Origin of the sequence: Frigidibacter sp. SD6-1 (assembly GCF_030143255.1) — a bacterium.
Taxonomy (GTDB): Bacteria; Pseudomonadota; Alphaproteobacteria; order Rhodobacterales; family Rhodobacteraceae; genus TMP-24.
Window position 1 is genome coordinate 56,382 of the sequence record NZ_JARJNR010000007.1, and the last position, 24,924, is coordinate 81,305.

Annotated in this window: 20 protein-coding genes; 9 read left to right on the top strand and 11 right to left on the bottom strand. The window is 67.0% G+C overall.

The genetic code is table 11. The annotated features are described in order from the left end of the window. Positions 1 to 507 (bottom strand): bifunctional adenosylcobinamide kinase/adenosylcobinamide-phosphate guanylyltransferase, encoded by a 507-nt coding sequence (gene cobU, locus P0645_RS13785; RefSeq protein ID WP_284165168.1) that lies wholly within the window; start codon positions 505 to 507, stop codon positions 1 to 3. Positions 508 to 558: 51 nt separating this feature from the next. Between cobU and P0645_RS13790 the strand changes: the two genes are divergently transcribed. From P0645_RS13790 to bluB, 5 genes are read left to right on the top strand one after another with little or no spacing between them, the layout of a single operon-like run. Further along, positions 559 to 1,131 carry a histidine phosphatase family protein gene (locus P0645_RS13790; RefSeq protein ID WP_284165169.1) on the top strand — a complete coding sequence of 191 codons (573 nt, stop codon included), beginning with the start codon at positions 559 to 561 and terminating at the stop codon, positions 1,129 to 1,131. Next, positions 1,128 to 1,919, top strand: a complete 792-nt coding sequence (locus tag P0645_RS13795) for a propanediol utilization protein (protein ID WP_284165170.1) — start codon at positions 1,128 to 1,130, stop codon at positions 1,917 to 1,919. Before P0645_RS13790 ends, P0645_RS13795 begins: the two co-directional genes overlap by 4 nt. Next, positions 1,916 to 2,857 (top strand): adenosylcobinamide-phosphate synthase CbiB, encoded by a 942-nt coding sequence (gene cbiB, locus P0645_RS13800; protein ID WP_284165171.1) that lies wholly within the window; start codon positions 1,916 to 1,918, stop codon positions 2,855 to 2,857. Before P0645_RS13795 ends, cbiB begins: the two co-directional genes overlap by 4 nt. Then, positions 2,857 to 3,822, top strand: a complete 966-nt coding sequence (gene cobD, locus P0645_RS13805; RefSeq protein ID WP_284165172.1) for a threonine-phosphate decarboxylase CobD — start codon at positions 2,857 to 2,859, stop codon at positions 3,820 to 3,822. The genes cbiB and cobD overlap by 1 nt, the downstream gene beginning before the upstream one ends. Further along, a complete protein-coding gene (gene bluB, locus P0645_RS13810; protein WP_284165173.1) occupies positions 3,822 to 4,445 on the top strand; it encodes a 5,6-dimethylbenzimidazole synthase in 624 nt (207 codons plus the stop codon). The genes cobD and bluB overlap by 1 nt, the downstream gene beginning before the upstream one ends. A 9-nt stretch (positions 4,446 to 4,454) precedes the next feature. On the opposite strand, the gene rlmN is transcribed toward bluB, so the two are convergent. Beyond that, positions 4,455 to 5,645, bottom strand: coding sequence for a dual-specificity RNA methyltransferase RlmN (gene rlmN / locus P0645_RS13815; protein ID WP_284165174.1), 1,191 nt, complete (start codon positions 5,643 to 5,645; stop codon positions 4,455 to 4,457). 157 nt (positions 5,646 to 5,802) lie between these two features. Beyond that, the gene (locus tag P0645_RS13820; RefSeq protein ID WP_284165175.1) at positions 5,803 to 7,578 is read right to left on the bottom strand and encodes an ABC transporter ATP-binding protein; all 1,776 of its coding nucleotides are present in this window, start codon (positions 7,576 to 7,578) and stop codon (positions 5,803 to 5,805) included. A 181-nt stretch (positions 7,579 to 7,759) separates the two neighbouring features. Here P0645_RS13820 and lysA point away from each other — a divergent pair, with 181 nt between their 5' ends. From lysA to pheT, 3 genes are all read left to right on the top strand, one after another. Beyond that, on the top strand, positions 7,760 to 9,025 hold the full coding sequence (gene lysA / locus P0645_RS13825; protein ID WP_284165176.1) for a diaminopimelate decarboxylase: 1,266 nt from the start codon (positions 7,760 to 7,762) through the stop codon (positions 9,023 to 9,025). 49 nt (positions 9,026 to 9,074) lie between these two features. Further along, entirely contained in the window at positions 9,075 to 11,615 is a 2,541-nt protein-coding gene (locus tag P0645_RS13830) for a TIGR02302 family protein (RefSeq protein ID WP_284165177.1), read from the top strand. Between the two features lie 130 nt (positions 11,616 to 11,745). Next, positions 11,746 to 14,154, top strand: a complete 2,409-nt coding sequence (pheT, locus tag P0645_RS13835; protein ID WP_284165178.1) for a phenylalanine--tRNA ligase subunit beta — start codon at positions 11,746 to 11,748, stop codon at positions 14,152 to 14,154. A gap of 172 nt (positions 14,155 to 14,326) precedes the next feature. On the opposite strand, the gene P0645_RS13840 is transcribed toward pheT, so the two are convergent. The 3 genes from P0645_RS13840 to P0645_RS13850 all read right to left on the bottom strand — a co-directional run bounded on the left by P0645_RS13840 (position 14,327) and on the right by P0645_RS13850 (position 19,235). Then, the gene (locus tag P0645_RS13840) at positions 14,327 to 14,890 is read right to left on the bottom strand and encodes a DNA-3-methyladenine glycosylase I (protein ID WP_284165179.1); all 564 of its coding nucleotides are present in this window, start codon (positions 14,888 to 14,890) and stop codon (positions 14,327 to 14,329) included. Positions 14,891 to 14,955: 65 nt separating this feature from the next. Continuing rightward, positions 14,956 to 17,991: an efflux RND transporter permease subunit gene (locus P0645_RS13845; RefSeq protein ID WP_284165387.1), complete on the bottom strand. Its 3,036-nt coding sequence runs from the start codon at positions 17,989 to 17,991 to the stop codon at positions 14,956 to 14,958. A 65-nt stretch (positions 17,992 to 18,056) separates the two neighbouring features. Further along, positions 18,057 to 19,235 (bottom strand): efflux RND transporter periplasmic adaptor subunit, encoded by a 1,179-nt coding sequence (locus tag P0645_RS13850; RefSeq protein WP_284165180.1) that lies wholly within the window; start codon positions 19,233 to 19,235, stop codon positions 18,057 to 18,059. A gap of 117 nt (positions 19,236 to 19,352) precedes the next feature. Here P0645_RS13850 and P0645_RS13855 point away from each other — a divergent pair, with 117 nt between their 5' ends. Then, positions 19,353 to 19,679: an antibiotic biosynthesis monooxygenase family protein gene (locus P0645_RS13855; protein ID WP_284165181.1), complete on the top strand. Its 327-nt coding sequence runs from the start codon at positions 19,353 to 19,355 to the stop codon at positions 19,677 to 19,679. A gap of 2 nt (positions 19,680 to 19,681) precedes the next feature. On the opposite strand, the gene P0645_RS13860 is transcribed toward P0645_RS13855, so the two are convergent. The 5 genes from P0645_RS13860 to puuE all read right to left on the bottom strand — a co-directional run bounded on the left by P0645_RS13860 (position 19,682) and on the right by puuE (position 24,911). Then, entirely contained in the window at positions 19,682 to 20,443 is a 762-nt protein-coding gene (locus tag P0645_RS13860; protein WP_284165182.1) for a potassium channel family protein, read from the bottom strand. Positions 20,444 to 20,535: 92 nt separating this feature from the next. Further along, positions 20,536 to 22,023 (bottom strand): nucleobase:cation symporter-2 family protein, encoded by a 1,488-nt coding sequence (locus tag P0645_RS13865; RefSeq protein WP_284165183.1) that lies wholly within the window; start codon positions 22,021 to 22,023, stop codon positions 20,536 to 20,538. 84 nt (positions 22,024 to 22,107) lie between these two features. After that, positions 22,108 to 22,593 (bottom strand): ureidoglycolate lyase, encoded by a 486-nt coding sequence (locus P0645_RS13870; protein ID WP_284165184.1) that lies wholly within the window; start codon positions 22,591 to 22,593, stop codon positions 22,108 to 22,110. Between the two features lie 69 nt (positions 22,594 to 22,662). Next, a complete protein-coding gene (locus P0645_RS13875; protein WP_284165185.1) occupies positions 22,663 to 23,499 on the bottom strand; it encodes a bifunctional allantoicase/(S)-ureidoglycine aminohydrolase in 837 nt (278 codons plus the stop codon). Beyond that, a complete protein-coding gene (gene puuE / locus P0645_RS13880) occupies positions 23,496 to 24,911 on the bottom strand; it encodes an allantoinase PuuE (protein WP_284165186.1) in 1,416 nt (471 codons plus the stop codon). The genes P0645_RS13875 and puuE overlap by 4 nt, the downstream gene beginning before the upstream one ends. Positions 24,912 to 24,924 lie beyond the last annotated feature (13 nt).

Genomic DNA, 24,924 nt, shown 5'->3' on the forward strand with positions numbered 1-24,924 from the left:
TCATTTGACTTGCAGGGGCAGGCCCGCGACGGCGAGCCAGACCTCGTCCGCGGCCGCCGCCACCCATTGATTGAGAAGCCCCGCCGCATCGCGGAACTCGCGGGCGAGCCTGTTTTCCGGCACGATCCCGGCGCCGACCTCGTTGGTCACGATCACCACGGGGCTTTGCTGACGCGGCAGTGCCGCTGCAAGCGCGCGGCCCTCGGCCTGCCAGTCACGATCGGAAAGCATCAGGTTGGTCAGCCAGAGCGTCAGGCAATCGACAAGGCGCGGCCCGGTGCCATCGGTTGCCCCAAGCGCGCCAACCAGATCGAAGGGCGCGGGATGATCGCGCCATTCCGCCCCGCGCCGCGCCTGATGGGCCGCGATACGGGCCGCCATCTCCTCGTCCCGGATCTCGGCGGTGGCGATATAGGTCGCAGGCCGCCCGAAGGACAGCGCCTTCGTCTCGGCGATGCCGCTTTTGCCCGATCGGGCGCCCCCGGTCACAAGTATCGTCTTGCTCATGGGTCAGCCTCAAAGCAGAAACGGCGCGACCACGGAAGGGGGAATGCGACCGTGCCCGGCCGGACCGCGACAGAACTGATCCTGATCCGCCATGCGCCGACCTTGGCCATGGGCCGCCTGAACGGGCGGACGGATGTGGGCGCCGACCTCTCGGACGCTGCGGCCATCGCGGCGCTGCGCGACCGTCTGCCCCGGCCTGACCGGCTGATCACCAGCCCGGCGCGCCGCTGCCGGGAAACCGCTCTGGCGCTGTGGGATCAGGTGGCAGAGACGGACCCGAGGTTGTGGGAACAGGATTTCGGCGACTGGGAAGGCAAGTCCTACGCTGATCTGCCCGACATCGGCCCGCTGGAAGCGGCCGAGCTTGCCCGCCATCGCCCGCCGGGCGGCGAAAGTTTTGCAGATATCTGCGCGCGGATTCACCCCGCGCTCATCGACATCGCGGAAGCTGGCCCCGCCACCCTCCTGGCCCATGCCGGGACGGTCAGGGCCGCGCTGGCGCTGGCGCTTGGGTCTGTTCCGCCCGGGCTTGCCTTCGATGTCGCGCCCCTCTCCGTTACCCGGCTGGTGCGTCACGCGGCGGGCTGGCAGATCGGCGGCGTGAATGAGAGGGTGGCCGGATGATTCGGGTCCAGGGACATTTCGGAGAGTTCTTGCAAGGGCGGCTCGGGCCGGACGGCCCGGTGGTTCTGGTCACCTTGCCCTGCCCGCTTCTGACCGTCGGCATCCGCCGGACCGATGCGACGGAGCCGCATGGCCTTTTGTCACAGGCGCGCGGCAGGGCGCTTCTGAAGACCCTCGGGCTTGCTGATCCGGGCCCTTTCACCCTGTCGGCCAACATGCCGCGCGGCGGCGGTGGCGGGGTATCGACGGCGGCTCTGGTGGCGCTCGCGCGCCTCGCCGGATCGCGCCATGGCGCGATGGAGTTGGCCAGCGCCTGCGTGGGCGTCGAGGGCGCGAGCGATCCCCTGATGTTCGACAGGCCCGAACAGATGCTCTGGGCCTCGCGCCGGGGCGAGGTCATGCGCGACCTGCCCGCGCTTCCCGCTATGGAAGTGGTTGGCGGCTTCTTCGGCCCCAACCGCCGTACCAATGCGGCGGACGAGAATTTCGCCGACATCGCCGACCTGATCGACCCGTGGGAGGCAGCGGCGCGCACGGGCGACCTGCCCGCGCTTGCGGCGTTGACCAGCGAATCGGCCCGTCGCAACCGGGCATTGCGCGGCCCGGCCGAGGATCCGACACCGGGCCTCTGCCACGCGCTCGGCGCACTTGGCCATACGGCCGCCCATACCGGATCGGCGCGCGGGCTGATCTTCGCACCCGGACAAGCGCCCAAGGACGCCACAGCGCGGCTTCACGCGGCAGGCTTCCGCCGTGTCGTTACCTTCCGCACCGGCGGCGACGCATGACCGGCGCGGGGCTGATGCTGGCGGGTCTGGTGATCGACCTCGCGCTGGGCTGGCCGCGCGGGCTTTACGCGCTTCTAGGCCACCCCGTGACTTGGATCGGGCGCCTGATCAGCCGCCTCGACGACTGGCTGAATATCGAGGGCACTGCTGACCGCGACCGGCGCATCGCAGGCCTTGCCGCCGCCCTTCTGGTGATCGGCATCGCGGCCATCATCGGCCTTATCCTGCAAAGCGTTCTGCCTTCCGGCTGGAAAGGCCTTCTGATCGGCGGCCTCCTCGCCTGGCCGCTGATCGCGGCCCGGTCGCTGCGCGACCATGTGGTGGCCGTGTCGAGACCGCTTCGCGGTGGCGATGTTGCTGGCGCGCGTCGCGCGGTGGCGATGATCGTCGGGCGCGATCCCGACCGGCTGGACGAGGCGGGCATAGCGCGCGCAACGATCGAGAGCCTGTCGGAGAATGCCTCTGACGGCGTCATCGCGCCGCTCTTCTGGGGCGCGATCTTCGGCCTGCCGGGGATCGCGGCCTACAAGGCGATCAACACGCTCGATTCGATGATCGGCCACCGCACGCCGCGGCATGAGGCCTTCGGCTGGGCGGCGGCGCGGATCGACGATCTGGCAAACCTGATCCCGGCGCGGCTGACCGGCCTTCTGATCGCCGCCGTCTCGACCGCGCCGCGCGCGGCATTCGACCGGATGTGGCGCGAGGCAGGCAGTCACCGGTCCCCCAACGCGGGCTGGCCAGAGGCGGCGATGGCGGCCGCACTTGGGGTGCGCCTGTCTGGCCCCCGCCTCTATCACGACCGGGTGGCGAACGAGCCCTGGATCAACGGTTCCGCCCGCGATCCGGCAGCGGAAGACATCACGCGGGCGCTGGAAATCTGCCGGAATGCGCTGGCGCTGACTGCGCTTCTCCTCCTTCTCCTGTGGCTGATCTGATGCGCGACCATGGCGGCAATATCGACGCAGCGCGGGCGCGTTGGGGCGGGCGGGCGGAAGACTGGATCGACCTGTCGACCGGCATCAACCGCATGCCCTATCCGCTGCCGCCTCTCAGCACCGAGGCCTGGACGGCACTGCCTACCCGTGCCGCGATGGAGGGGCTGATCGTAGCCGCCCGGCAGGCCTACGGAACGCAAGCCGCTGTCCTGCCGGTCGCGGGCGCGCAGGCGGCAATCCAGATGATGCCGCGCCTGCGCCCGCCCGGCATCGCCCGGGTCCTCGCCCCCACCTACAACGAACATGCCGCCAGCCTGCGCGCGGCCGCCTGGACGGTCGAGGAAGTGTCTATGCCTGCCCAACTTGCGGGCGCGGACCTTGCGGTGGTTGTCAATCCCAACAATCCCGACGGCCGCCAGCACACGCCCGCCGACCTGCAGGCGCTGGCAGAGAGGGCCGGATTGCTGGTGGTCGATGAAAGCTTCGCCGACCCCTATCCGCACCTCTCTCTTGCAAGCGAGACGCCCCGACCGGGCCTCGTGATCCTGCGCTCTTTCGGCAAGTTCTACGGCCTCGCCGGGGTACGGCTCGGTTTCGTTCTGGGCCATGAGGACACCATTGGAAAGCTCTCGGCCATGGCGGGGCCCTGGCCGGTCTCAGGCGCGGCGATCGAGGTTGGGGCGAAGGCTTTGGCCGACCGGGACTGGGCGGCTGCGACCATCGCGCGGCTGGCCAGTGACTGCGACCGGATGGATGCATTGGCACTCAGGGCCGGGTGGCGCCTGATCGGCGGCACGCCTCTCTTTCGCAGCTACCGCGTGCCGGACGCGGCGGCGGCACAGGCGCAGCTTGCGACGCATCATATCTGGTCGCGCATCTTCCCCTGGTCGGGCGACTGGCTGCGCCTCGGCCTGCCGGGCAGCGCGGCGGAATGGACGCGGCTTGAGGGGGCGTTGGCAGGCTGATGCTGTTCACCCGCGCCCATGCCACGACGCTTGTGGAAATCCTGCGCTGGCGCCGCGATGTGCGGCATTTCCGCAGAGATCCGGTGCCGGAAGAGGTGTTGGAGCGTCTGCGCCGGGCCATGGATTGCGCGCCGTCGGTCGGCAACGCGCGGCCCTGGCGGGTGGTGCGGGTCCGCGACGCGGGCCTGCGCGACGGCGTACGGCAGAACTTCCGCGCCACCAATGCCGCCGCGCTGGAAAGCTACGACGGGCAGGCGCGGTCCGACTATGCGCGGCTGAAGCTCGCGGGCCTCGACCGGGCGCCGGAACATCTGGCCGTCTTCACGGCGACCGACCCGGCCGAGGGCCGCCGCCTTGGCCGCATGACCATGCCCGACACCCTGCGCCAATCGACGGCGATGGCGATCCATACGCTCTGGCTGGCGGCACGGGCGGAAAACCTCGGGCTCGGCATGGTTTCGATCCTCGATCCGGCCGGAATAGAGACGCTTTTCGGCGTGCCGGAGGGATGGGAGTTCAGCGCCTACCTCTGCCTCGGCTGGCCCGAGACCCATGACGACACGCCGCTTCTGCACCGTGTCGGCTGGCAGGAGAACCGCGAAACGACCTGGGAAGAACGCTGACGCCGGTCGTTATTGACCGGTCTCGGCGGCAATCTGCGCCCGGCTCTTGCGCGCGCGTTCCGTCGCCGATTTCAGCTGGCCGCAGGCGGCCATGATATCTTCGCCGCGCGGGGTCCGGATCGGCGAGGCATAACCGGCCTTGTAGATGATGTCGGCGAACGCATGAATCCGGTTGCCAGAGGAACGCTTGTAAGGCGCGCCGGGCCATTCGTTGAAGGGAATGAGGTTCACCTTCGCCGGAATGCCCTCCAGGAGCTTCACCAGCCGGTGGGCATCTTCCTTGCTGTCGTTGATGCCGTCGAGCATCACATATTCGAACGTGATCCGTTCAGAGTTCGACAGGCCCGGATAGGCCTTGAGCGCCTCCAGAAGCGTTGCGATGTTCCAGCGCTTGTTGATCGGCACCAGAATGTCGCGGACCGCGTCCGTCGTCGCATGGAAGCTGATCGCGAGCTGACAGCCGATTTCGGTCGCGGTCCGGGCGATCTCGGGCACCACGCCGGAGGTCGACAAAGTGATACGGCGGCGGCCAAGGGCGATGCCTTCGCCGTCCATCACGATGTTCATCGCGTCGCGGACATTGTCGAAATTGTACAAAGGCTCGCCCATGCCCATCAGCACGATGTTCGACACAAGCCGTGGCCCGTCCTCGCCCGTGCCGGTGCCGGGTGCGGGCCATTCGTCCAGATCGTCACGGGCAAGCATCACCTGTCCGACGATCTCACCCGCGGTCAGGTTGCGCACCAGTTTCTGGGTGCCCGTGTGACAGAAGGAACAGGTGAGCGTGCAGCCGACCTGAGAGGAAACACAGAGCGTTCCGCGCCCTTCCTCGGGGATATAGACAACCTCGACCTCATGCCCACCGGCGATGCGCACCAGATATTTGCGGGTGCCATCGGCAGACAGCTGGCGGGTGACGAGCTCCGGCAGCGCGATGGTGAAATTGTCGGCAAGGAGGCGTCGATAATCCTTCGCCAGATTGGTCATCGCGCCGAAATCGCGCACGCCCCAATGGTAGATCCATTGCCAGACCTGACCGACCCGCATCTTCACCTGCTTTTCCGACGTGCCTGCGGCGATGAGCGCCTCGCGAAGAGCTGCCCGCGTCAGGCCGACGAGATTGACCTTGCCATCCACGGCCGGGCGGCGGGGGATCGCATGGACATCGGGCACCAGGGGGGCGGGGGCGGCATCGGACATGGGACAACCATCAGGGATTCGAGACCCGCTCCTATAGGCCAAAAGCGCGATGAACGGAACAGGGTGGCTCTCAGGCCTGCTCATCGTCGCACTTCGTGCGCTCTTCGCGCGTCGGCCCGACGAGAAGCGAAGCGCACGAGGAGGCGCCTGGCACAGCCTAGCCGACCGCGCGGAACTGCTGGTCATAGAGCCGCCGGAACATCCCGCCCTTCGCCAGCAGCTCCTCGGTCGTGCCCTGCTCGACCACACGGCCCTCGTTCACCACGCAGATCCGGTCGGCCTCCAGCACCGTCGAGAGACGATGCGCGATCACGATCGTCGTCCGCCCGCGTGTCAGCCGGTGCAGCGCTTCCTGCACCAGGCCTTCGGAGGTCGCGTCAAGGGCACTCGTTGCCTCATCGAGCAGAAGGATCGGGCTATCCTTCAGAATCGCCCTTGCGATCGCCAGCCTCTGCTTCTGCCCGCCCGAAAGGAAGGCGCCGTTCTCGCCCACCTGGGTCTGATAGCCCTGCGGCAGTTCCTTGATGAACTCATGCGCATTGGCCGCGCGAGCCGCCTCGACTACCTGCTCTTCCGTCGCGTCGGGGCGGCTGAGGCGGATATTGTCGATGATGCTTGCCGAAAAGAGAAAGGTTCCCTGGCCTACAAAGGAAATCCGCTCACGCAAGGTGGCAAAGGAGACGGTCTTGAGATCGACACCGTCGATCGCAACAGTTCCGGTCTGCGGATCGTAGAGTCTGAGCACAAGGTTCAGGATCGTCGACTTGCCACCGCCCGAGGGGCCGACCAGCGCCGTTGTCTTGCCCGCCTCGCAAACGATCGAAATATCGCGCAGCGCGGGCTTGTTCCTGGCGTAGGCGAACCTGACCGCACTGAACTCCACCCGCCCCGGGCCCGCAGGCAGATCAACGGGCATCTCGGCTTCCGTCAGCGTCTCGGGCGCGTCCAGAAGATCGTACATCATCTTCACGCCGACCATGCTTGCCTCGATCGACACGCGCATGCGCGAAAGCCGTTTTGCCGGCTCATAGGCCATGAGAAGCGCGGTCACGAAAGACATGAGCTGGCCAGCCGATGTGGGGCTCTCGCCAAACAGACTGACGGCGCTCAGGGCAACGACGCCCGCGATCGCGAAGCCTGAAAGAGTGTCCATCAGAGGGCTCGTGACCGCCTCGAGCCGGGCGATGGCATTTGCGCGCTTTTCGACCTGCCCCACCGCCGCATTCATCCGCCCTGCCATCTTCTCTTCAAGCGAGAAAGCCTTCACCACCATGATCCCGGCCGAGGTTTCCTGCACGACCTTGAAGATCTCGGCAAGCGAGGCAAGCTCCTGCTCCATGATCGCGCGCACCTTGCGCAGGATGAGGCGCACGCCAAGGAGGGCGAGCGGTCCGACGAGAAGCGACACGACCGACAGGGTCGGTTGCTGGTAGATCATCACCGCGACAAGCCCGACGAGGGTCAGCATGTCGCGCACGAAACCGGTGACCAGGATATCGATGATCGCGCGCGCCGACTGCGCCGATTGCGTGAGCCGCATCAGAAGGCTGGAAGATTCGTTCGTGTTGTAGAAGGCAGCGCCCTGACGCAGAAGCTTCGCATAAAGCCTGCGCTGCTGGACCGCGACGATCCGGTTGCCGGCCCGGGTCAGCGCAACGGTCTGCACGTAACTCGCCACGCCTTTCAGGAAAAAGATCAGCGCCACGGCCCCCGCGACCAGGAAGACCCGCATCCGATCATCCGGATTGGTCATCGAATCGACGATGTCCTTCATGATCCAGGCGGTCAGGGATGTCGTCGCCGCAACCATCACCATGGCGATGATCGCGATGATGTAGAGCGGCATCTGGGCACGGAAGTTCTCGCGTAGAAGCCTGCCGACATGGCTATCCCGGAAACCGGACAGAACATTCATTTTCACGGGGGTGCTCATCTGCGACTTCTGGTCAGGGCGTGGTAGTTAAGTATCGCTTTGCTGCGGTCAAGCCAACCAAAAGACCGCAGGCGGCTTGCCGCCGCTTCGCCGGCAACGACCGCGCGCGCTTTTCCCTTGGCGCGGGCCCTGCCTCACACTAGGGATGCTGGCGGCGCGGCGCCTGGCAGAAAGGTTTCGGATGGATCACTTCCTCTATCGCAACGGCATCCTTCATGCCGAGGACGTGTCCCTGCCGGAGATCGCCGCAGCGGTCGGTACGCCCTTCTATGTCTACTCGACCGCGACGTTGGAGCGCCACTTCCGGCTGTTTCAGGAGGCATTGAGCCCGCTCGACCATCTTGTCTGCTTCGCGGTCAAGTCGAACGGCAATATCGCGGTCCTGAAGACGCTCGCGCGGCTTGGTGCGGGGATGGATGTGGTCTCGATCGGCGAATATCTGCGGGCGAAGGCCGCGGGCGTGCCGGGCGACAGGATCGTCTTTTCCGGCGTCGGCAAGACGCGGGAAGAGATGCGGATGGCACTTGAGGGCGGCATCCGGCAGTTCAACGTCGAAAGCGAGCCCGAGCTGCGCGCCCTGTCGGAGGTCGCGAAAAGCCTCGGGGCGACCGCACCGATCACCATCCGGGTGAACCCCGACGTCGACGCCCGCACCCATGAGAAGATCGCCACCGGCAAGAAGGAAAACAAGTTCGGCATCCCGATCGAACGCGCGCGCGAGGTCTATGCCGAAGCCGCGTGCCTGCCGGGGATCGAGGTCGTTGGCATCGACGTGCATATCGGCAGCCAGCTGACCGAGCTTGAACCGTTCGAACAGGCCTATCTGAAGGTCGCGGAACTGACCGCAGTGCTCCGCGCCGACGGCCACGAGATTCGCCGCCTCGACCTCGGCGGCGGTTTGGGCATCCCCTACACCCGGTCGAACGAGGCGCCGCCCCTGCCGCTGGACTATGGCGCGCTGATCAAGCGCACCGTTGGCCATCTGGGCTGCGAGGTGGAGATCGAGCCGGGGCGGCTCATATCCGGCAATGCGGGCCTCCTCGTTGCCTCGGTGATCTACCTCAAGCACGGCGAGGGTCGGGATTTCCTCATTCTCGACGCGGCAATGAACGATCTGGTGCGCCCATCCATGTACGGCGCCCATCATGACATCGTGCCGGTGATCGAACCGGCACCGGGGGTCGACCAGCAGCCTTACGACATCGTCGGCCCGGTCTGCGAAACCGGCGACACATTCGCCAGGGCCCGCCCGCTGCCGCCGGTGGGTGAGGGCGATCTGGTGGCCTTCCGCTCTGCCGGGGCCTATGGCGCGGCGATGGCCTCGGAATACAATGCCCGCCCGCTCATTCCCGAAGTGCTTGTTCATGGGCAACAATTCGCCGTTATCCGCGAACGTCCGACCTATGACGAGATGATAAACCGCGATAGACTGCCCGCGTGGCTCTAGAAGCGGGCGGGGCGTACCCGTGGGTGTTTCCCGTCCGGCGAAAGGCGAGATGACGAGAGAGACCCGGCAGAAGCCCCTCGACAGGGACCTGCGCTGGCCCCTGCGCCTGACCCGGGCGGGGCTCGTGGCCGAACGTCTGACCCGCGCCTTCTGGCCGTTCTGGACCCTCGCCATCGCCTCGATCGCCGCGCTTGCGCTCGGATTTCAGGACTGGGCGCCCCTGGAATTGTTCTGGGCCGTGCTGGTCGCGGTGCCGCTTGCGCTTTTGTGGTTTGTCGTGCGCGGGCTGCGCGCCTTCCGCTGGCCCAGAGTGGCAGAAGCCGAGGCACGGCTTGACGCAACCCTGCCGGGCCGGCCGATTGCCGCGCTGAACGACCATCAGGCAATCGGCGCCGCCGATCCGGCCTCGCGCGCGGTCTGGCAGGCCCATCTTGACCGGATGCGCGCCCGGGCGCGCGCCGCAAAGGCACCCGCGCCCGACCTCAGGCTGGCCGCGCGCGATCCTTTCGCGCTGCGCTATGCGGCCTTTACCGCGCTGATGATCGCGCTGCTTTTCGGCTCGCTCTGGCGGCTGGCCACGGTGACGGCGCCTGCAGCCGGGGCGGCGCAGATCGCGGCAAGCTGGGAAGGCTGGATCGAACCGCCCGCCTATACCGGGCGGCCGACCCTGTATCTGTCCTCGGTGAAGGAAGACCGGCTGGAAGTGCCGACCGGAAGCCGCATCATCCTGCGGCTTTACGGCCCGGCGTCGGCACTGACTGTGTCGCAGGATATCGCCAGCCCGCCGCCAGCCCCTGCGGCATCGCCGGAAGCCGCCCCCGACAGCCTGCGCGCCTTCGATCTTGCCGCGACCAAATCCGGCACGCTTTCCGTCGAGGGCGAGGGCGGGCGCAGCTGGCAAATCTCGGTCCTCGCCGACGGCGCGCCCACCGTCGCGCCCGAGGGGCCGATGGACCGCAAGGCGGATGGACGCATGGTGCAAAGCTTCCATGCCGCCGACGATTACGCGATTGCCAAAGGCGAGGTGCGCTTCACGCTCGATCTCGCTGCCATCCAGCGCCGCTACGGCCTTGCCGCCGAACCCGAACCGCAGCCGGTCCTGACCTATGACCTGCCGCTTCCGGTCAGCGGCAGCCGCGCCGATTTCACCGAGGTTCTGGGCGAGAATGCCTCCGAACACCCTTGGGCCAACCTGCCGGTGGTCATGACCATGACGGTGACCGACAGCGCCGGACAGACCGGCAGTTCGGAACCCATGCCGCTCACCTTACCGGGCCGCCGTTTCTTCGACCCGCTCGCGGCCGCGGTGGTCGAGATGCGCCGCGATCTTTTGTGGTCGCGCGAGAATGCCAAGCGCGCCGACCAGCTCCTGCGCGCCATTACCCATCGGCCCGAAGGCTTCGTGCGCGATGAAAAGGCCTATCTGATGCTGCGCGTGGCGATCCGGCGCCTGACGGCGGGGCGCGAGGCGGGCGAGCTGCAGCCCGAGCTTCGCGATGAGCTCGCCAAGGCACTGTGGGACGCTGCGCTCCTGATCGAGGATGGCGGGCTCGACAATGCCCGCGAACGGATGCGGCGCGCGCAGGAACGTCTGTCGGAGGCGATCAAGAACGGCGCGAGTCAGGACGAGATCCAGAAGCTGATGGACGAGCTGCGCGCCGCGACAGACGATTATCTGAACATGCTGGCCGAGCGGCAGGAGGAGGACCCCGCCGACCGGTTTACCGACAACCAGCAGGGTCCCAGCATAACCGACGACCAGATCCAGCAGATGATGGATGAAATCCAGCGCCTGATGGAAGAAGGCAAGATGGCCGAAGCGCAGGAGCTGCTGAACGAGCTGAACCAGCTGCTAGAGAACCTGAAGGTCACCCAGGGCGAGGGCGGCGAGGGGCGGCAGCGGCCCGGCCAGCAGGCGATGCGCGACCTGCAGGACACGCTCCGCAATCAGCAGCAACTGTCCGACGACGCCTTCCGCGAAGGCCAGCAGAATGGGGACGGCCGCGAGGGTCAGGGCGACCCACAGGGCATGCGCGATGGCGAGGAGGGGCCGGAGGAGCAGGCAGATCCCTCGACTGGCGGCGGTGAGGATGGCCAGAGCCTCGCCGACCGGCAGCGCGCGCTGCGGCGCGAGCTTGACCGCCAGCGCAAGGGCCTGCCCGACGCGCAGGGGCAGGATGCCGACAATGCCCGCCGCTCGCTCGAGGAGGCGGGCCGCGCCATGGACGGCGCCGAGGAGGCGCTGCGCAACAACGATCTGCCGACCGCCATCGACCGCCAGGCCGAGGCGATCGAGAACCTCCGCGAAGGGATGCGCAGCCTCGGTCAGGCCTATGCGCAGGACCAGAACCGCCTGCAAGGCGCCGAGGGTCAGGCCCAGGGCGACCCGAACCGTGAAGTCCCGCTTGATCCGCTTGGCCGTCAGGACGGCGCGCGCGGCCAGTTGGGCGATGGCCGCGACGTGTTGCAGGACAAGGATGTCTACCGCCGCGCCCGCGACCTTCTGGACGAAATCCGCCGACGGTCGTCGGATCAGACCCGCCCCGATCTGGAACTGGATTACCTGAAGCGCCTTCTCGACCAGTTCTGAGGGGCCACGGCAGGTAATCCGGGCGCAATCGCGCCCACGCACCCTTTCCTGCCTGCGTCCTATGCGTTATCCCGGGCCGCGAAACAGCGGCCGGCCGGGCGATCCCGGCCCCGAAATCCGGGACCAGACCATGAAATTCACCCTCTCCTGGCTGAAGGATCACCTCGAAACCGAGGCGACGCTGGACGAGATCACCTATGCGCTGACCGACCTTGGCCTCGAGGTCGAGGAGGTGGTGGATCGCGCGGCGCGGCTGAAGCCCTTCACGCTGGCGAAGGTCCTGCATGCCGAACAGCACCCCGATGCCGACAAGCTGCGTGTCTGCCGGGTCCTGACCGACGAGGGCGAAAAGCAGATCGTCTGCGGCGCGCCGAACGCGCGGGCGGGGATCACGGTCGTGCTGTGCAAGCCCGGCGATTATGTGCCGGGGATCGACGTGACACTTGGCGTCGGCAAAATCCGCGGCGTCGAAAGCCACGGGATGATGGCGTCGGAACGCGAGCTGGAACTTTCTGACGAACATAACGGCATCATCGAACTGCCCTCGGGCGAGGTGGGCCAGAAGTTCACCGACTGGCTGGCGGCGAACCGCCCCGAGACCGTCGATCCGATGGTGCATGTGAAGATCACGCCGAACCGCCCCGACGCGCTTGGCGTGCGCGGCATCGCGCGCGATCTCGCGGCGCGGGGCTTGGGTCGGCTGAAACCGCTTGCGATCGAGCCGGTTACAGGCACGTTCGACAGCCCGGTGAAAGTCCGCATCGAAGGCGGGCTGAAGGACAAGGGCTGCCCCATTTTCGCGGGCCGGGTGATCCGGGGCGTGAAGAACGGCCCCTCGCCTGCCTGGCTGCAAGCCCGGCTGGCGGCGATCGGCCTTCGCCCCATCTCGACGCTGGTCGATATCACCAACTTCTTCACCTTCGCTCTCAACCGGCCGCTTCACGTCTTCGACGTGGCGAAGGTGAAGGGCGATCTGCGCATCCACCCGGCGAAGGGCGGCGAGGAGCTCTTGGCACTCGACGGCAAGACCTATGCCTTGCGCGAAGGGATGATGGTCATCTCCGACGATCAGGGGCCGGAAAGCCTCGCGGGCATCATGGGGGGCGAGATGTCGGGCTGCACCGAGGACACGACCGATGTCTTCCTCGAAAGCGCCTATTGGGACCCGATCACCATCGCCGCCACGGGGCGCGCGCTGAAGATCAATTCCGACGCCCGCTACCGGTTCGAACGCGGGGTGGACCCGGCCTTCACCCTGCCCGGGCTGGAACTGGCCACACGCATGGTCATCGACCTTTGCGGCGGCGAACCCTCGCACGTGGTGATGGACGGCGCGGTGCCGGATACGTCACGCGCCTACCGCCTTGACCCGGCCCGCGTGATCTCGCTCGTCGGCATGGACATCCCCGAGACCGAGCAGCGCGCGACGCTGGAGGCTTTGGGCTTCGCGCTGAAGGGCGACATGGCGAGCCCGCCCTCGTGGCGGCCCGATGTGCTGGGCGAGGCGGACCTTGTCGAGGAAGTCGCGCGCATCGCTTCGCTGACCAAGCTTGAAGGCAAGCCGATGCGGCGGGCGCGGCCGGGCGTGCCGAAACCGATCCTGACGCCGATGCAGGTGCGGGAAAAGACCGCGCGCCGCACGCTCGCTGCCTTGGGCTACAATGAATGCGTGACCTATTCGTTCATCGACGGTGCCTCGGCCGCGCTTTTCGGCGGCGGGGCGGAAGCGACGCGGCTGGAAAATCCGATCTCGTCGGAAATGACCCATATGCGGCCCGACCTGCTGCCGGGCCTTCTGCGGGCCGCCGCCCGCAATCAGGCGCGTGGATTCATGGATCTGGCGCTCTTCGAGGTCGGGCAGGCTTTCACCGGCGGCGAGCCCGGCGAACAGGCCCTGCAGGCGACCGCCCTTCTCGTGGGCGCCAGCGCCGCGCGCGACCCGCATGGCTCGCGCCGCCCGGTCGATGTCTATGACGCCAAGGCCGATGCCGAGGCGGTGCTTGCCGCCATCGGCGCGCCCCAGAAGGTGCAGATCGGCCGCAAGGTGGCAAGCTGGTTCCATCCCGGCCGGTCGGGCACCATGTCGCTTGGGCCGAACGTGATGGCCACGTTCGGCGAGGTTCACCCGAAGGTTCTGAAAGCGATGGATGTGAAGGGCCCGGCCATGGCACTGACCGTCCATCTGGCCGCCGTCCCCTTCCCGAAGGTGAAGACGGCCACCCGGCCCGCGCTCGATATTTCCGACCTGCAGGCGGTCGAGCGGGACTTCGCCTTCGTCGTCGACAGGACAGTCGAGGCGCTGACGCTTCTCAACGCCGCGCAGGGCGCCGACAAGGCGCTGATCGAGCGCGTCGCGGTCTTCGACCAGTTCGCGGGCGAGAAGGCCGAGGCGCAGATGGGGCCGGGCAAGAAATCGCTGGCCATCACCGTGCGGCTCCAGCCGCGCGACAAGACCCTGACCGAGGCCGAGATCGAGGCGGTCAGCGCGAAGATCGTCGAGAAGGTCGCCAAGGCGACCGGCGGCACCTTGCGGGGCTGACAGGGGGCTCTGCCCCCGTCCCGGACCCTGTCCGGGACTCCCCCGGGATATTTCAGAACGAAAGAGAGGCTTTCTCGTCTTTCGTTTCCAAATATCCTCCGGGGGTCGTTCATTGGTGCGCCATTGGTTCAAGAACCAATGGACGACGGGGTGGAAGACCCCCACTCCGGCCTCAGGCAGAAAGCGGCGCGTGCCGGTGGCAGGTCACGATATGGTCGTTCACCAGCCCGACCGCCTGCATGAAAGCATAGGTGATCGTCGGCCCGGCAAAGCGGAAGCCGGCTTTCTTGAGGTCTTTCGAAATGCGTTCCGACAGCGGCGTCTGGGCGGGGACGTCGGCCATCGTGCGGAACTTGTTCTGCAAGGGTCGGCCGTCGACATAGCGCCAAAGGAACTGGTCGAACCCCTCGTCTTCGGCGATGGCCAGCCAGGCGCGAGCATTGCCGATCGTCGCCTCGATCTTGGCGCGGGACCGCACGATGCCGGGATCGGCCAGCAGGCGCGCCACCTCCGGCTCGCCCCAGCGGGCGATCATCTCGGGATGGAAGCCTTCGAAGGCGGCGCGGAAGGCATCGCGCTTCTTCAGGATGGTGATCCAGCTCAGCCCCGCCTGAAAGCCGTCGAGGATCAGCTTTTCCCACAAGGCGCGAGCGTCATATTCCGGCACGCCCCATTCCGTGTCGTGATAGGTGACATAGATCGGTTCCGTCCCGCACCAGCCGCAGCGTTCGGTCATCCGCCTCTCCTCCCGTGATCTCCGGCGCTTCTTAGCCCGGGCGCGGCCGTCGGGCAAACGCCCGATCAGAACCCCGCCTTCGCGAGTTCCGCCTGAAGCCGGTCGCGCCCGGCCGAGCGCGGCTTCGACAGGCCCGCGAGCAGGAGGTAGGCGGCAGGCGTCAGGTAGAGCGTGGCGAGCGCCGACAGACCCAGCCCGCCGACGATCACCCAGCCGAGCGCGGCGCGCGCCTCGGCCCCCGCGCCGCTGGCCAGAAGCAGCGGCACCGCGCCCACGACCGTGGACAGCATCGTCATCGCCACCGGACGGAGGCGGATCAGCGCCGCTTCCTCGATGGCAGTGCGGACGCTTGCGCCCTCCTCCCGCCGCTGGTTGGCGAACTCGACGACAAGGATGCCGTTCTTGGCCATGATTCCGACCAGAAGCACCAGCCCGATCTGGCTGTAGACATTGAGGCTGCCGCCGGTCAGCAAGAGCGCGAAGACCGCGCAGGCAAGGCCGAGCGGTACGGTCGCCATCACGATCAGCGCCGAGACGACGCTTTCGAACTGGGCGGCCAGGACCAGCAGCACCACGAGAAGCGCGAAGCCGAAGGTGATGAGCGTGCCGGACTGGCTGGTTTCAAGCAGTTTCGCCTCGGCCAAGGGCACGATGCGCATCCCTTCCGCCAGAACCTCCGGCGCCAGCGCCCGCACCCGGTCCAGCGCCGCGCCGAGCGAGAGGTCGGGCGTGAGGCCCGCGCTGACCGGTACGGCACGCATCAGCCCTTCGCGCTGCAGGTCGGGCGCGACAGGGCGTTCCTCGAGCGTGACGAAGGACGACAGCGGCACCATCTGCCCGTCGCCCGCCTTGACGAACAGCCGTTCCAGATCGCCGGGGTCGTTCACCGGCTCGGACCCCGAGGTCAGGCTTATGTCATAGCTCTTGTCGCCCAGAAAGACCTGCCCGACCTTGCGCCCGTCGATCAGCGCCTCGATCGCCGGTCCAAGGCCCGCGATGTCGATGCCGAGGTCGGTCGCACGGGCGCGGTCGACGGTGACGAACAATTGCGCCTGCGTCAGGTCATAGCCCACCTGCGTGCGGCCGAAGGCCGGGTCCTCGCCCATCCGCGCCACCAGCCGCGAAGCGGCCTCGGCCAGCGCCGGATAATCGGGGCCGACGACAGCGAAGCTGAGGCCCTGGCCCGCGCCGCGAATGCCAAGGGAATTGGGCTGCAGAAGCGTCGCGCGTACGCCGATGACGCCGTCGATCCGCGACTGGGCCTCGGCCGCGATCTCTTGCTGGCTGCGGGCCCGGTCTGCCCAGTCCACCAGCGCGATGACAATGAACCCGCCATTGCCGCTGCCGGTGCCCGAGACGGAAAAGATGCTGCGCGCCTCGCCGGAGGTGCGCAAGGGTTCCACCAGATCCTCGATCTGCCGCATCTTCTCGTAGGTGTAGTCGAGCGCGGCGCCCTGGGGTGCGCGGACGGAAAGAAGGATCACCGACCGATCTTCAGGCGGTGTGAGCTCGCGCCGGATGGAGGATTGCAGGAACCAGGCGGTGATCGCGGCAAGGACGGCGGCAAGGACGATGGCCAGGGGTACACGCAGCGCGGCCCTGAGGCTTGCCGCATAGGCGCGGGCGAGGAAGCCCGGCCTGCGGACCTCGCCCGCCGGCGCCCCTTTCAATGTCAGCGCGGCAAGGACCGGGCAGAAGCTGAGCGCGACGAGGGCCGAGATGGCGACCGACAGGGCGAGCGTCAGGCCGAACTCCCGGAAGAGCCCGCCAACCTGACCGGGCAGGAAGGAGAGGGGCACGAAGACGGCGGCGAGCGTGGTCGTCGTCGCGACGACCGCGAAGAAGACCTGCCCGGTGCCCAGAACGGCGGCGGCGCGGGGGCCCATCCCCTCGGCCCGGCGGCGGGCGATATTTTCCAGCACCACGATCGCATCGTCGACGACGAGGCCGGTGGCCAGCACGAAGGCCAGAAGCGTGAGGATATTGACCGAAAAGCCCACCGCCCAAAGTGCGGCAAGCGTGCCGATCAGCGAGACGGGAATCGCCAGCACAGGAATAAGCGTCGCGCGCAGGTCGCGCAGGAAAAGGAAGATGATCAGCGCGACGACCATGACCGACAGCGACAGGGCAACCTCGATCTCATGGAGCGCGCCGCGCACGAAGGCGGCGGCATCGGACGAGACGAAGAGCGTGACATCCGGTGGCAGGTCGCGCTGCACCTCGGCCACCAGTGCGGTGACGGCGGCGGAAATGGCCAGGCTGTTGCTTTGCGCCGCGCGGATGACCGACAGGCCGATCCCGGTTTCGCCATTGGTCCTGAGGACCGAGGTACCGGGTTCGGGCCCGAAATAGACCGATGCCACATCGCCGAGCCGCACGTCGGGGGCGACCGTCAGGTCCTCGATATCGGCCTCGGTCGCGATCTCGGCGGTCGCACGCACGAAAAGGCTCTGGCGGGCCGAGGTCAGCGCACCCGCCGGCGCATCGAGCGTAGCACTGCCCAGAACCCGCGTCAGGTCGGCCAAAGTCAGGCCGCGGCTTGCCAAAGCCGCCTGATCGACATCGACGCGGAAAATCGCGCTGCGCGCGCCGTTCATCTGCACGTCGGCGACGCCGGGAATGGCGAGAAGCCGGTCTTCCAGCAGGTCTTCGGCGAGCGCCGTCAGCGCCTCGGATCCCCGCCGGGGCGAGGTCAGCGCCAGGCGCACGACCGTCTCGCCGTTCGCGTCGGCCTTGATGGCGCGCGGCACCTCGGCCCCGTCGGGCAAGGCCCCTGTCACGCGGGCGAGCGCGTCGCGCACATCGCTTGCCGCGATGTCGATATCCACCTTGTCGCGGAACTCTATGCTCACCCGGCTTGCCCCGAAGCGCGAGGAGGAAGAGATGGCATTCACGCCGCTCACCCGGCTGACCGCGCCCTCGATCACCGCCGTCACCTCGCGGTCGACGGTTTCGGGCGCGGCGCCGGGGAAATCGGTCGAGACGGTGATGACCGGCGCTTCGACCGAGGGCAGTTCGCGCACCTCGATCCCCAGAAGCGCGGCAAGGCCCGCAATCACGATCAGCGCGTTGAGGACGAAGGCAAGGACCGGGCGTTCCACGAGAAGCCGTACGAGTCCCGTCCGCTGATCGCCCGACCGCGGCGCGTCGGTGGGATGCTCCGGCCTCACCCGCCGACCTCGGCAGCGGCGGGTTGCGGCAAGATGACGGTTGCGGGCTGGCCCGCGCGCAGGTTCATCATCCCCTCGCTGACCACCAGATCATCCGGCGCGAAATCGGCGGCGACAAGCACGGTCGCGGCATTGCGCTGGATCACCCGCACCGGCAGCTTGTCCGCGACGCCATCGCGCAGGACCCAGACATAGGCGCCCTCCGCCCCCCACTGGATCGAGAGCGGATCGACGGCAGGATAGTCCGGCCCGGGAATCTCGAGCGTCAGGCGGATCGCCATGCCGGGGCGGATCAGGTCGCCCTCGTTCGGAATATGCGCCTCGACACGGATCGTCCGGCTCGCCGCCTCGACCTGATTGTCGACGGCCGTGATCCTGCCCGCGACACTCAGGCCGGGGTCGGACAAAGGATGGGCCGCGATTTCCATGCCCGGCGCCAGCCGCGCCGCGAGCCGTTCGGGCAGGCGGAACTCGACCGTCAGGGTCGACCGGTCCTCGATCGTCGTGAGTGTGCTTCCCGCCGTCACATAATCGCCGGGCTCGGCGGCGATCAGGCCGACCCAGCCCGCGACCGGCGCAAGGATGCGGTGCCGCGCGAGGTCAAGCGTCGCGGCCTCAAGCGCCAGCTCCGCCGCGCGCACGGCAGAGGCGGCGTCCTCTTTCTGCTGAACGGTCACCGCGCCCGACCCGGCCAGCCGGTCCAGCCGGTCGCGGGCGCGTTCGGCATCGGCCAGCGCCAGCCGCGCCTGTTCGACGCCGATCCGGGCGCCGCCCGCATCAAGTTCGGCAATCAGGCTTGCCTCTTCGACATAGGTTCCGGGGGCGGCCGTCACGCGTTCGACCCGCCCGAGGATCTCGCTTGCGACCGAGGCAGAGCGGATGCCGCGTGCTGTGCCGATCGCTTCAGCCCGGTCGACGAGCCGGGTCGACCTCGCCGGAGCGGCGATGACCTGTGGCCCCGCCTGCCCGCCCGGCGACTTGCCGCCCGGCCCTTGCCCGGACCCCGGCACCTCGGCCCCGGCGAGCGGCAGTCCGACCGCCTCGAAAAACGGCGCGGCGCCGATCCGGTCGAGCACGGGTCGCGACGCAGGCACAAACACCGCCCACAGAACAAGCGTTCCGATCAGGATCAGCGTCAGAAAGGCGATTTGCAGGCGCAGCGCTTTGCCCCCCATGGATGCGGCAACAGGCGCGACTGTAGCAAAACCGCGCCAACTTGCGAGTCGATCCTAGAGATTTCAGGGCCTTGTGATAGGCTGAAAGCGCGCGAACCGACCCGGAAAGGACCGACCATGCCCGCGATCCGCCGCGACTTCACCGGACAGACGGTGATCACCACTTTCGAGATGACGCCCGGAACGGCGCAAGACCTGATGGACGAGCTGAAGGATGCCTATGAAGCCTTCATTCGCCATCAGCCCGGTTTCCTTGGTGCGGGCCTGCATATGAACGACGCCCAGACCCGAATCGCCAACTACAGCCAGTGGCGGCGGCGCGAGGATTTTCAGGCGATGCTCAGGACCGACGAGATGCGCGAGAGGAACCGCCGGATCGCCGCGCTTTGTTCGCGGTTCGAACCGGTGATGTACGAGGTAAGCGCCGTCGCCGAACCTGTCTGAGGTCAGTCGCGCCCCTCGTCCTCGATATGCAGCAGCAGGCCGCAGGCCTTGCAATGAACCGCGTCCGGGTCATGCCGCTTGAGACCGCAGGCCGGGCATTTATGCTCGACCTTCACGGGCCTGAGCAGTACCTGCACCAGCCGGATGAACAGCGAGATGCCGCAGATCATGATGATGACGGCCATCAGCCGCCCGGTGGTGCCGCGCATAAGAATGTCGCCGTAGCCGGTCGTGGTCAGCGTCGTGACGGTGAAATAGAGTGCATCGACATAGTTGTTGATGTCAGGGTTCGTGCGGTGCTGGGTTTCGTAGACGAGCGCGGTCATCAGATAGATGAACAGCGCGAGGTTGGTCGCGGCGATGATCGTCTGTTCATTGTCGTGGAAGAAGCGGAAATCCTGCCGGAGGCGGCGAAGCGTCTCGTACGACCTGAGCACCCGGAAGATCCGCGCGACGCGGAGGAAGGCGAACCCTTCGCCCACCAGCGGCGCGAGCAGCGAAAAGACCACGACCAGATCGGCGATGCCATAGGGATGCAGAAGTTCCCGCACCCGGTGGCGGCTGATATAGACCCGGGCCGATACGTCGGCGAGGTAGATCACGCCGATCACCACGTCGAGCGCCTCGGTCTCGATCCCGCGCGTGACGAAAGATGTGGCGACGATGAAGGCGATGGTGACCAGGTCGAACGCAAGGAGCCCGTACCGAAACCGCACGCCGCGCCGGGTGTTGCGTTCGTAAAGCTCTGTCAGAAATCGTCTCATCCGTCCTCCGTCCCCTGCCCTTCTTGGGGGGATGAGCGGCGGACGTCAACGCCGTCGGGCCGGGGGGCCACGGCTGCGGCCCCCCGGCTGTTTCAGTGGTCGGCGGTTGAAGCCGCGGCCTTGAGGTCTTCCTCGGTGGCGGATGCTCCGTTGAAGAAGGCATTGAGTGCGACCGCCGTGATCGAGGCGAGCAGGATGCCCGATTCGATCAGGGGATGGATGCCGTGGGGCATCCACTGCTTGAAGTTCGGCGCGATGAGCGGGATCATCCCCATGCCCAGCGCGACCGCGACGATAAACAGGTTGTTGCGGTTGGTGCTGAAATTGACGCCCGCGAGGATGCGGATGCCGGTTGCGGCAACCATGCCGAACATCACGAGGCCTGCACCGCCAAGAACCATCGTCGGCACCGATTCGACCAGCGCCCCCATCTTCGGCACGAGGCCAAGGACGATCAGGATGAGGCCGCCCGCGACACAGACAAAGCGCGACCGGATGCCGGTAACACCGACAAGCCCGACATTCTGGCTGAAGGACGTGTAGGGGAATGTGTTGAAGATCCCGCCGATCAGCGTGCCGAGGCCATCGGTCCTGAGGCCGGCCGACAGGGCGGGCTGGTCCACCCGCTTTCCGGTCATCTCGCCAAGGGCCAGGAACATGCCGGTCGATTCGATCATTACCACGATCATCACCAGCGTCATGGTCAGGATCATCACGCCATCAAATGTCGGCATGCCGAAATGGAAGGGCGTGATCAGCCCGAACCAGCTGGCGTCCGCGACCTTGTCGAAGTTCATCTTGCCAAGCGCGATGGCGATGACCGCGCCGATCACGATGCCCAGAAGCACGGCGATATTGGCGACGAACCCCCTGCCGAAGCGGGCAATGAGCAGGATCGAGGCCAAAACGATGGCCGAAATCACGATATTGCCCGGCGCCGCATAGAGCGGGTTGCTGGATTTCGCGGCCAGCGCCAGACCCTGGGGCATCTCGGGCAGGCCGGAAATCGCACCCGATGCTGCGCCGTCGGTCACGGCTTTCAGCCAGTCTGCATGGGCGGGGTCCACAAGCTGCGGCGCGGTCGGGCCGACGGGATTGCCGAAGATCCAGTTGATGCCGATCCGCATGAGGCTGACGCCGATGACGAGGATGATCGTCCCCGTGACGACGGGCGGGAAGAACCGCAGCATCCTCGACACGAAGGGAGCGATCAGGATCGAGATGATCCCCGCCGCGATGATCGCGCCGAAGATCGCCCGCGCGCCTTCGGTGCCGCCGTTCGCGTTCGCCATGGCCACCATCGGGCCAACGGCGGCGAAGGTGACGCCCATCATCACCGGCAGCCGGATGCCGAACCACTGGGTTGCCCCCAGCGACTGGATCAAGGTGACGATCCCGCAGACGAAAAGGTCGGCCGAGATCAGAAAGGCGACGTCGGCAGGTTCGAGTTTCAGCGCGCGCCCCACAATCAGCGGAACGGCAACGGCACCCGCGTACATGACCAGCACATGCTGCAGGCCGAGGGTGAAGAGCTTCGGTGGTGGCAGAACCTCGTCCGCCGGATGGACTTTGTCGGACATGTTTCACTTCCCTTCGGGGCTTATTGTTCGCGCCGTCTCCGCGCCGCCCCATGGGCGCGGTCCGGTTAGAAGCCCCGTCCGGGGCTATGCCGTGACCCGGAAAGGTTCGGGGTAGCGGTATTCCTCAAGGTTCGGCGTCGTGCCGATCCGGTCGATGACGGCGAAAAGGCCGGGGCCGCCGAGCGGGGTCAGGACGCCGTGCCAGACATTGCGGCGCAGGTTGATCCCCTGCGCGCCGCTGGTGAGGAAGGCCACGGGCGGGCCGGGGCGGCCATTTTCATCCGGCGCGGCGATGACAAGAAACGGATCGGCCGACATCGGGATGAAGGCCTGGCTGCCTTCCGGGTGGCGTTCGACGAGGTCGAACTCGTAGGGCAGCGCAAAGCACTCGGACCGGAAGATCGAGATACCCGCGCGGGCATCGGCGAAATCGAGAAGGGCGCGGTCGTGCCAGCGCCCGCATTTGCCCGCGTTGATCAGTTTCGTGGGCGGGCCGGAGACCTCGAGCACCTCGCCGAACGGGGCGAAGGCGTTCGCGGTCAGGGCGCTTGCGGTCATCGTCTGGGTCATCTGCCCTCCGGGCGGAGGCCGGGGGCGCTGCCCCCGGACCCCCGGGATATTTGAAAACGAAAGAGACGGTCAGCGCCCGAAAGCGCCGACGCCCCTCAGGCGCGCATGGCGGTTGACGTCCTTGTAGAGGAGATAGCGGAAGGGCCCGGGTCCGGCGGCATAGCAGGCCTGCGGGCAATAGGCGCGGAGCCACATGAAATCGCCCGCCTCGACCTCGACCCAGTCCTGATTGAGTTTGTAGACCGCCTTGCCTTCCAGCACGTAGAGCCCGTGTTCCATCACATGGGTTTCCTCGAACGGGATCACGCCGCCCGGCTGGAAGGTGACGATATTGACATGCATGTCGTGGGAAAGGTCGTCGGGTTCGGCGAAGCGGGTCGTGGCCCAGCGGCCCTGCGTGTCGGGCATGGCGATGGGCGACACGTCCTTGTCGGAGGTGACGAAGGCCTTGGGCGCGGGAATGCCGGGTGCCGGCTCATAGAGCTTGCGGACCCAGTGAAAGCGGGCGGGGGCGGTCTTGCCGTTGTGAACGCGCCATGTGCAACCCGCCGGGATATAGGCATAGCCGCCAGGGCCGAGGTCATGCTCCTCGCCGTCGAGCGACAGCCAGAGATCGCCCTCGGTGACGAAGATCACCCCTTCGGCGCCTTCGTCCGGCTCCGGCGTATCGGAACCGCCGCCGGGGCCCACCTCCATGACATACTGGCTGAAGGTCTCGGAAAAGCCCGACATCGGGCGGGCAATTAGCCACATGCGGGTCTTGGACCAACCCGGCAGGAAACTGGTCACGATGTCGGAAAAGCAGCCCCGGGGGATGAAGCAATAGGCCTCGGTGAAGACCGCGCGCTGGGTCATCAGCGCGGTCTGCGGCGGCAAGCCGCCTTTCGGGGCGTAATATCCGGTCATGGCAGCATGTCCTTGAGCCTGAGTTCGGCGATCCGTTCGACCTGTTTGCAGGCGGTGGCGAATTCGGTTTCGGTGTCGTTGCCGATCCGGGTCTCGAAAGCCTGCAGGATCGAGGCCTTGTCATTGTCGCGCACGGCGATGATGAAGGGGAAGCCGTGCTTGGCGACATAATCCGCGTTCAGCCGCTGGAAGGTCGCTCGCTCATCGTCGGTCAGCGCGTCGAGCGCGGCCGATGCCTGCTCGGCGGTCGATTCCGGGGTGAGCCTCTTCGCGGCGGCAAGCTTGCCTGCAAGATCGGGGTGGGCCTTCAGGACCCCCAGCCGTTCCTCGGGCGTGGCGGAGCGGAACATCCGGACGAGCGCATTGTGCAGGCCTGAGGCGCTGTCATGGGCCGGGCCGAGTTCAAGCGCCCAGGCCCGTTCGGCGATCCAGGGCGAATGTTCGAAGATGGAGCCGAACCGTTCGACGAACCGGTCACGGGTCATCTGCGAGGGCCGCTCGATCCGCTTGTGCGGATGGGTCTTGGCCCAGTGCCGTGCGATGTCGATCCGCCGCGCGAACCACACGCCCTCATGTCCCCGCGCATAATCGAGGAAGCGCTTCAGCCCGGCGATCTTGCCGGGCCGCCCGATCAGGCGGCAATGGAGGCCGACCGAGAACATCTTGGCCCGACCCGCCGCGCCCTCGGCATAAAGCGTGTCGAACGTGTCCTTCAGGTAGGTGAAGAACTGCTCGCCCTCGATATAGCCCGGCGCCGTGGCGAAGCGCATGTCGTTGGCCTCTAACGTGTAGGGAATGACCAGCTGGTCGCGCTCGCCCGCCTCCATCCAGTAGGGCAGGTCGTCGTCGTAGGTGTCGGAAATCCAGTCGAGCCTGCCCGTCTCGGCCGTCAGGCGGACGGTGTTCATCGAACAGCGGCCAGTATACCAGCCCCGCGGCGGTTCGCCCACGACCTCTTCGTGCAGGCGGAAAGACTCCGCGATCTGCGCGCGTTCCTCTGCCTCGTCCATGTCGCGGTGATCGACCCATTTCAGGCCGTGAGAGGCAATCTCCCACCCCGCCGCCTTCATCCCCGCGACCTGTTCGGGATTGCGGGCAAGGGCCGAGGTCACGCCGTAGATGGTGACGGGAATATCCATGCCGGCGAACAGGCGATGGAGCCGCCAGAACCCTGCCCGCGCGCCGTATTCATAGATCGATTCCATGTTCCAGTGCCGCAGGCCCGTCCAGGGTGCGGCACCGGCGATGTCCGACAGGAAGGCTTCGGACTGTTTGTCACCATGCAGGAGGTTGTTCTCGCCGCCCTCTTCATAGTTCAGGACAAGCGAGATCGCGATCTTCGCGCCACCCGGCCAGTTCGCATCGGGCGGGTTCGGGCCGTAGCCTCGGAAATCGCGGGGATAGCGGTTCATGGATGCGCCTTCC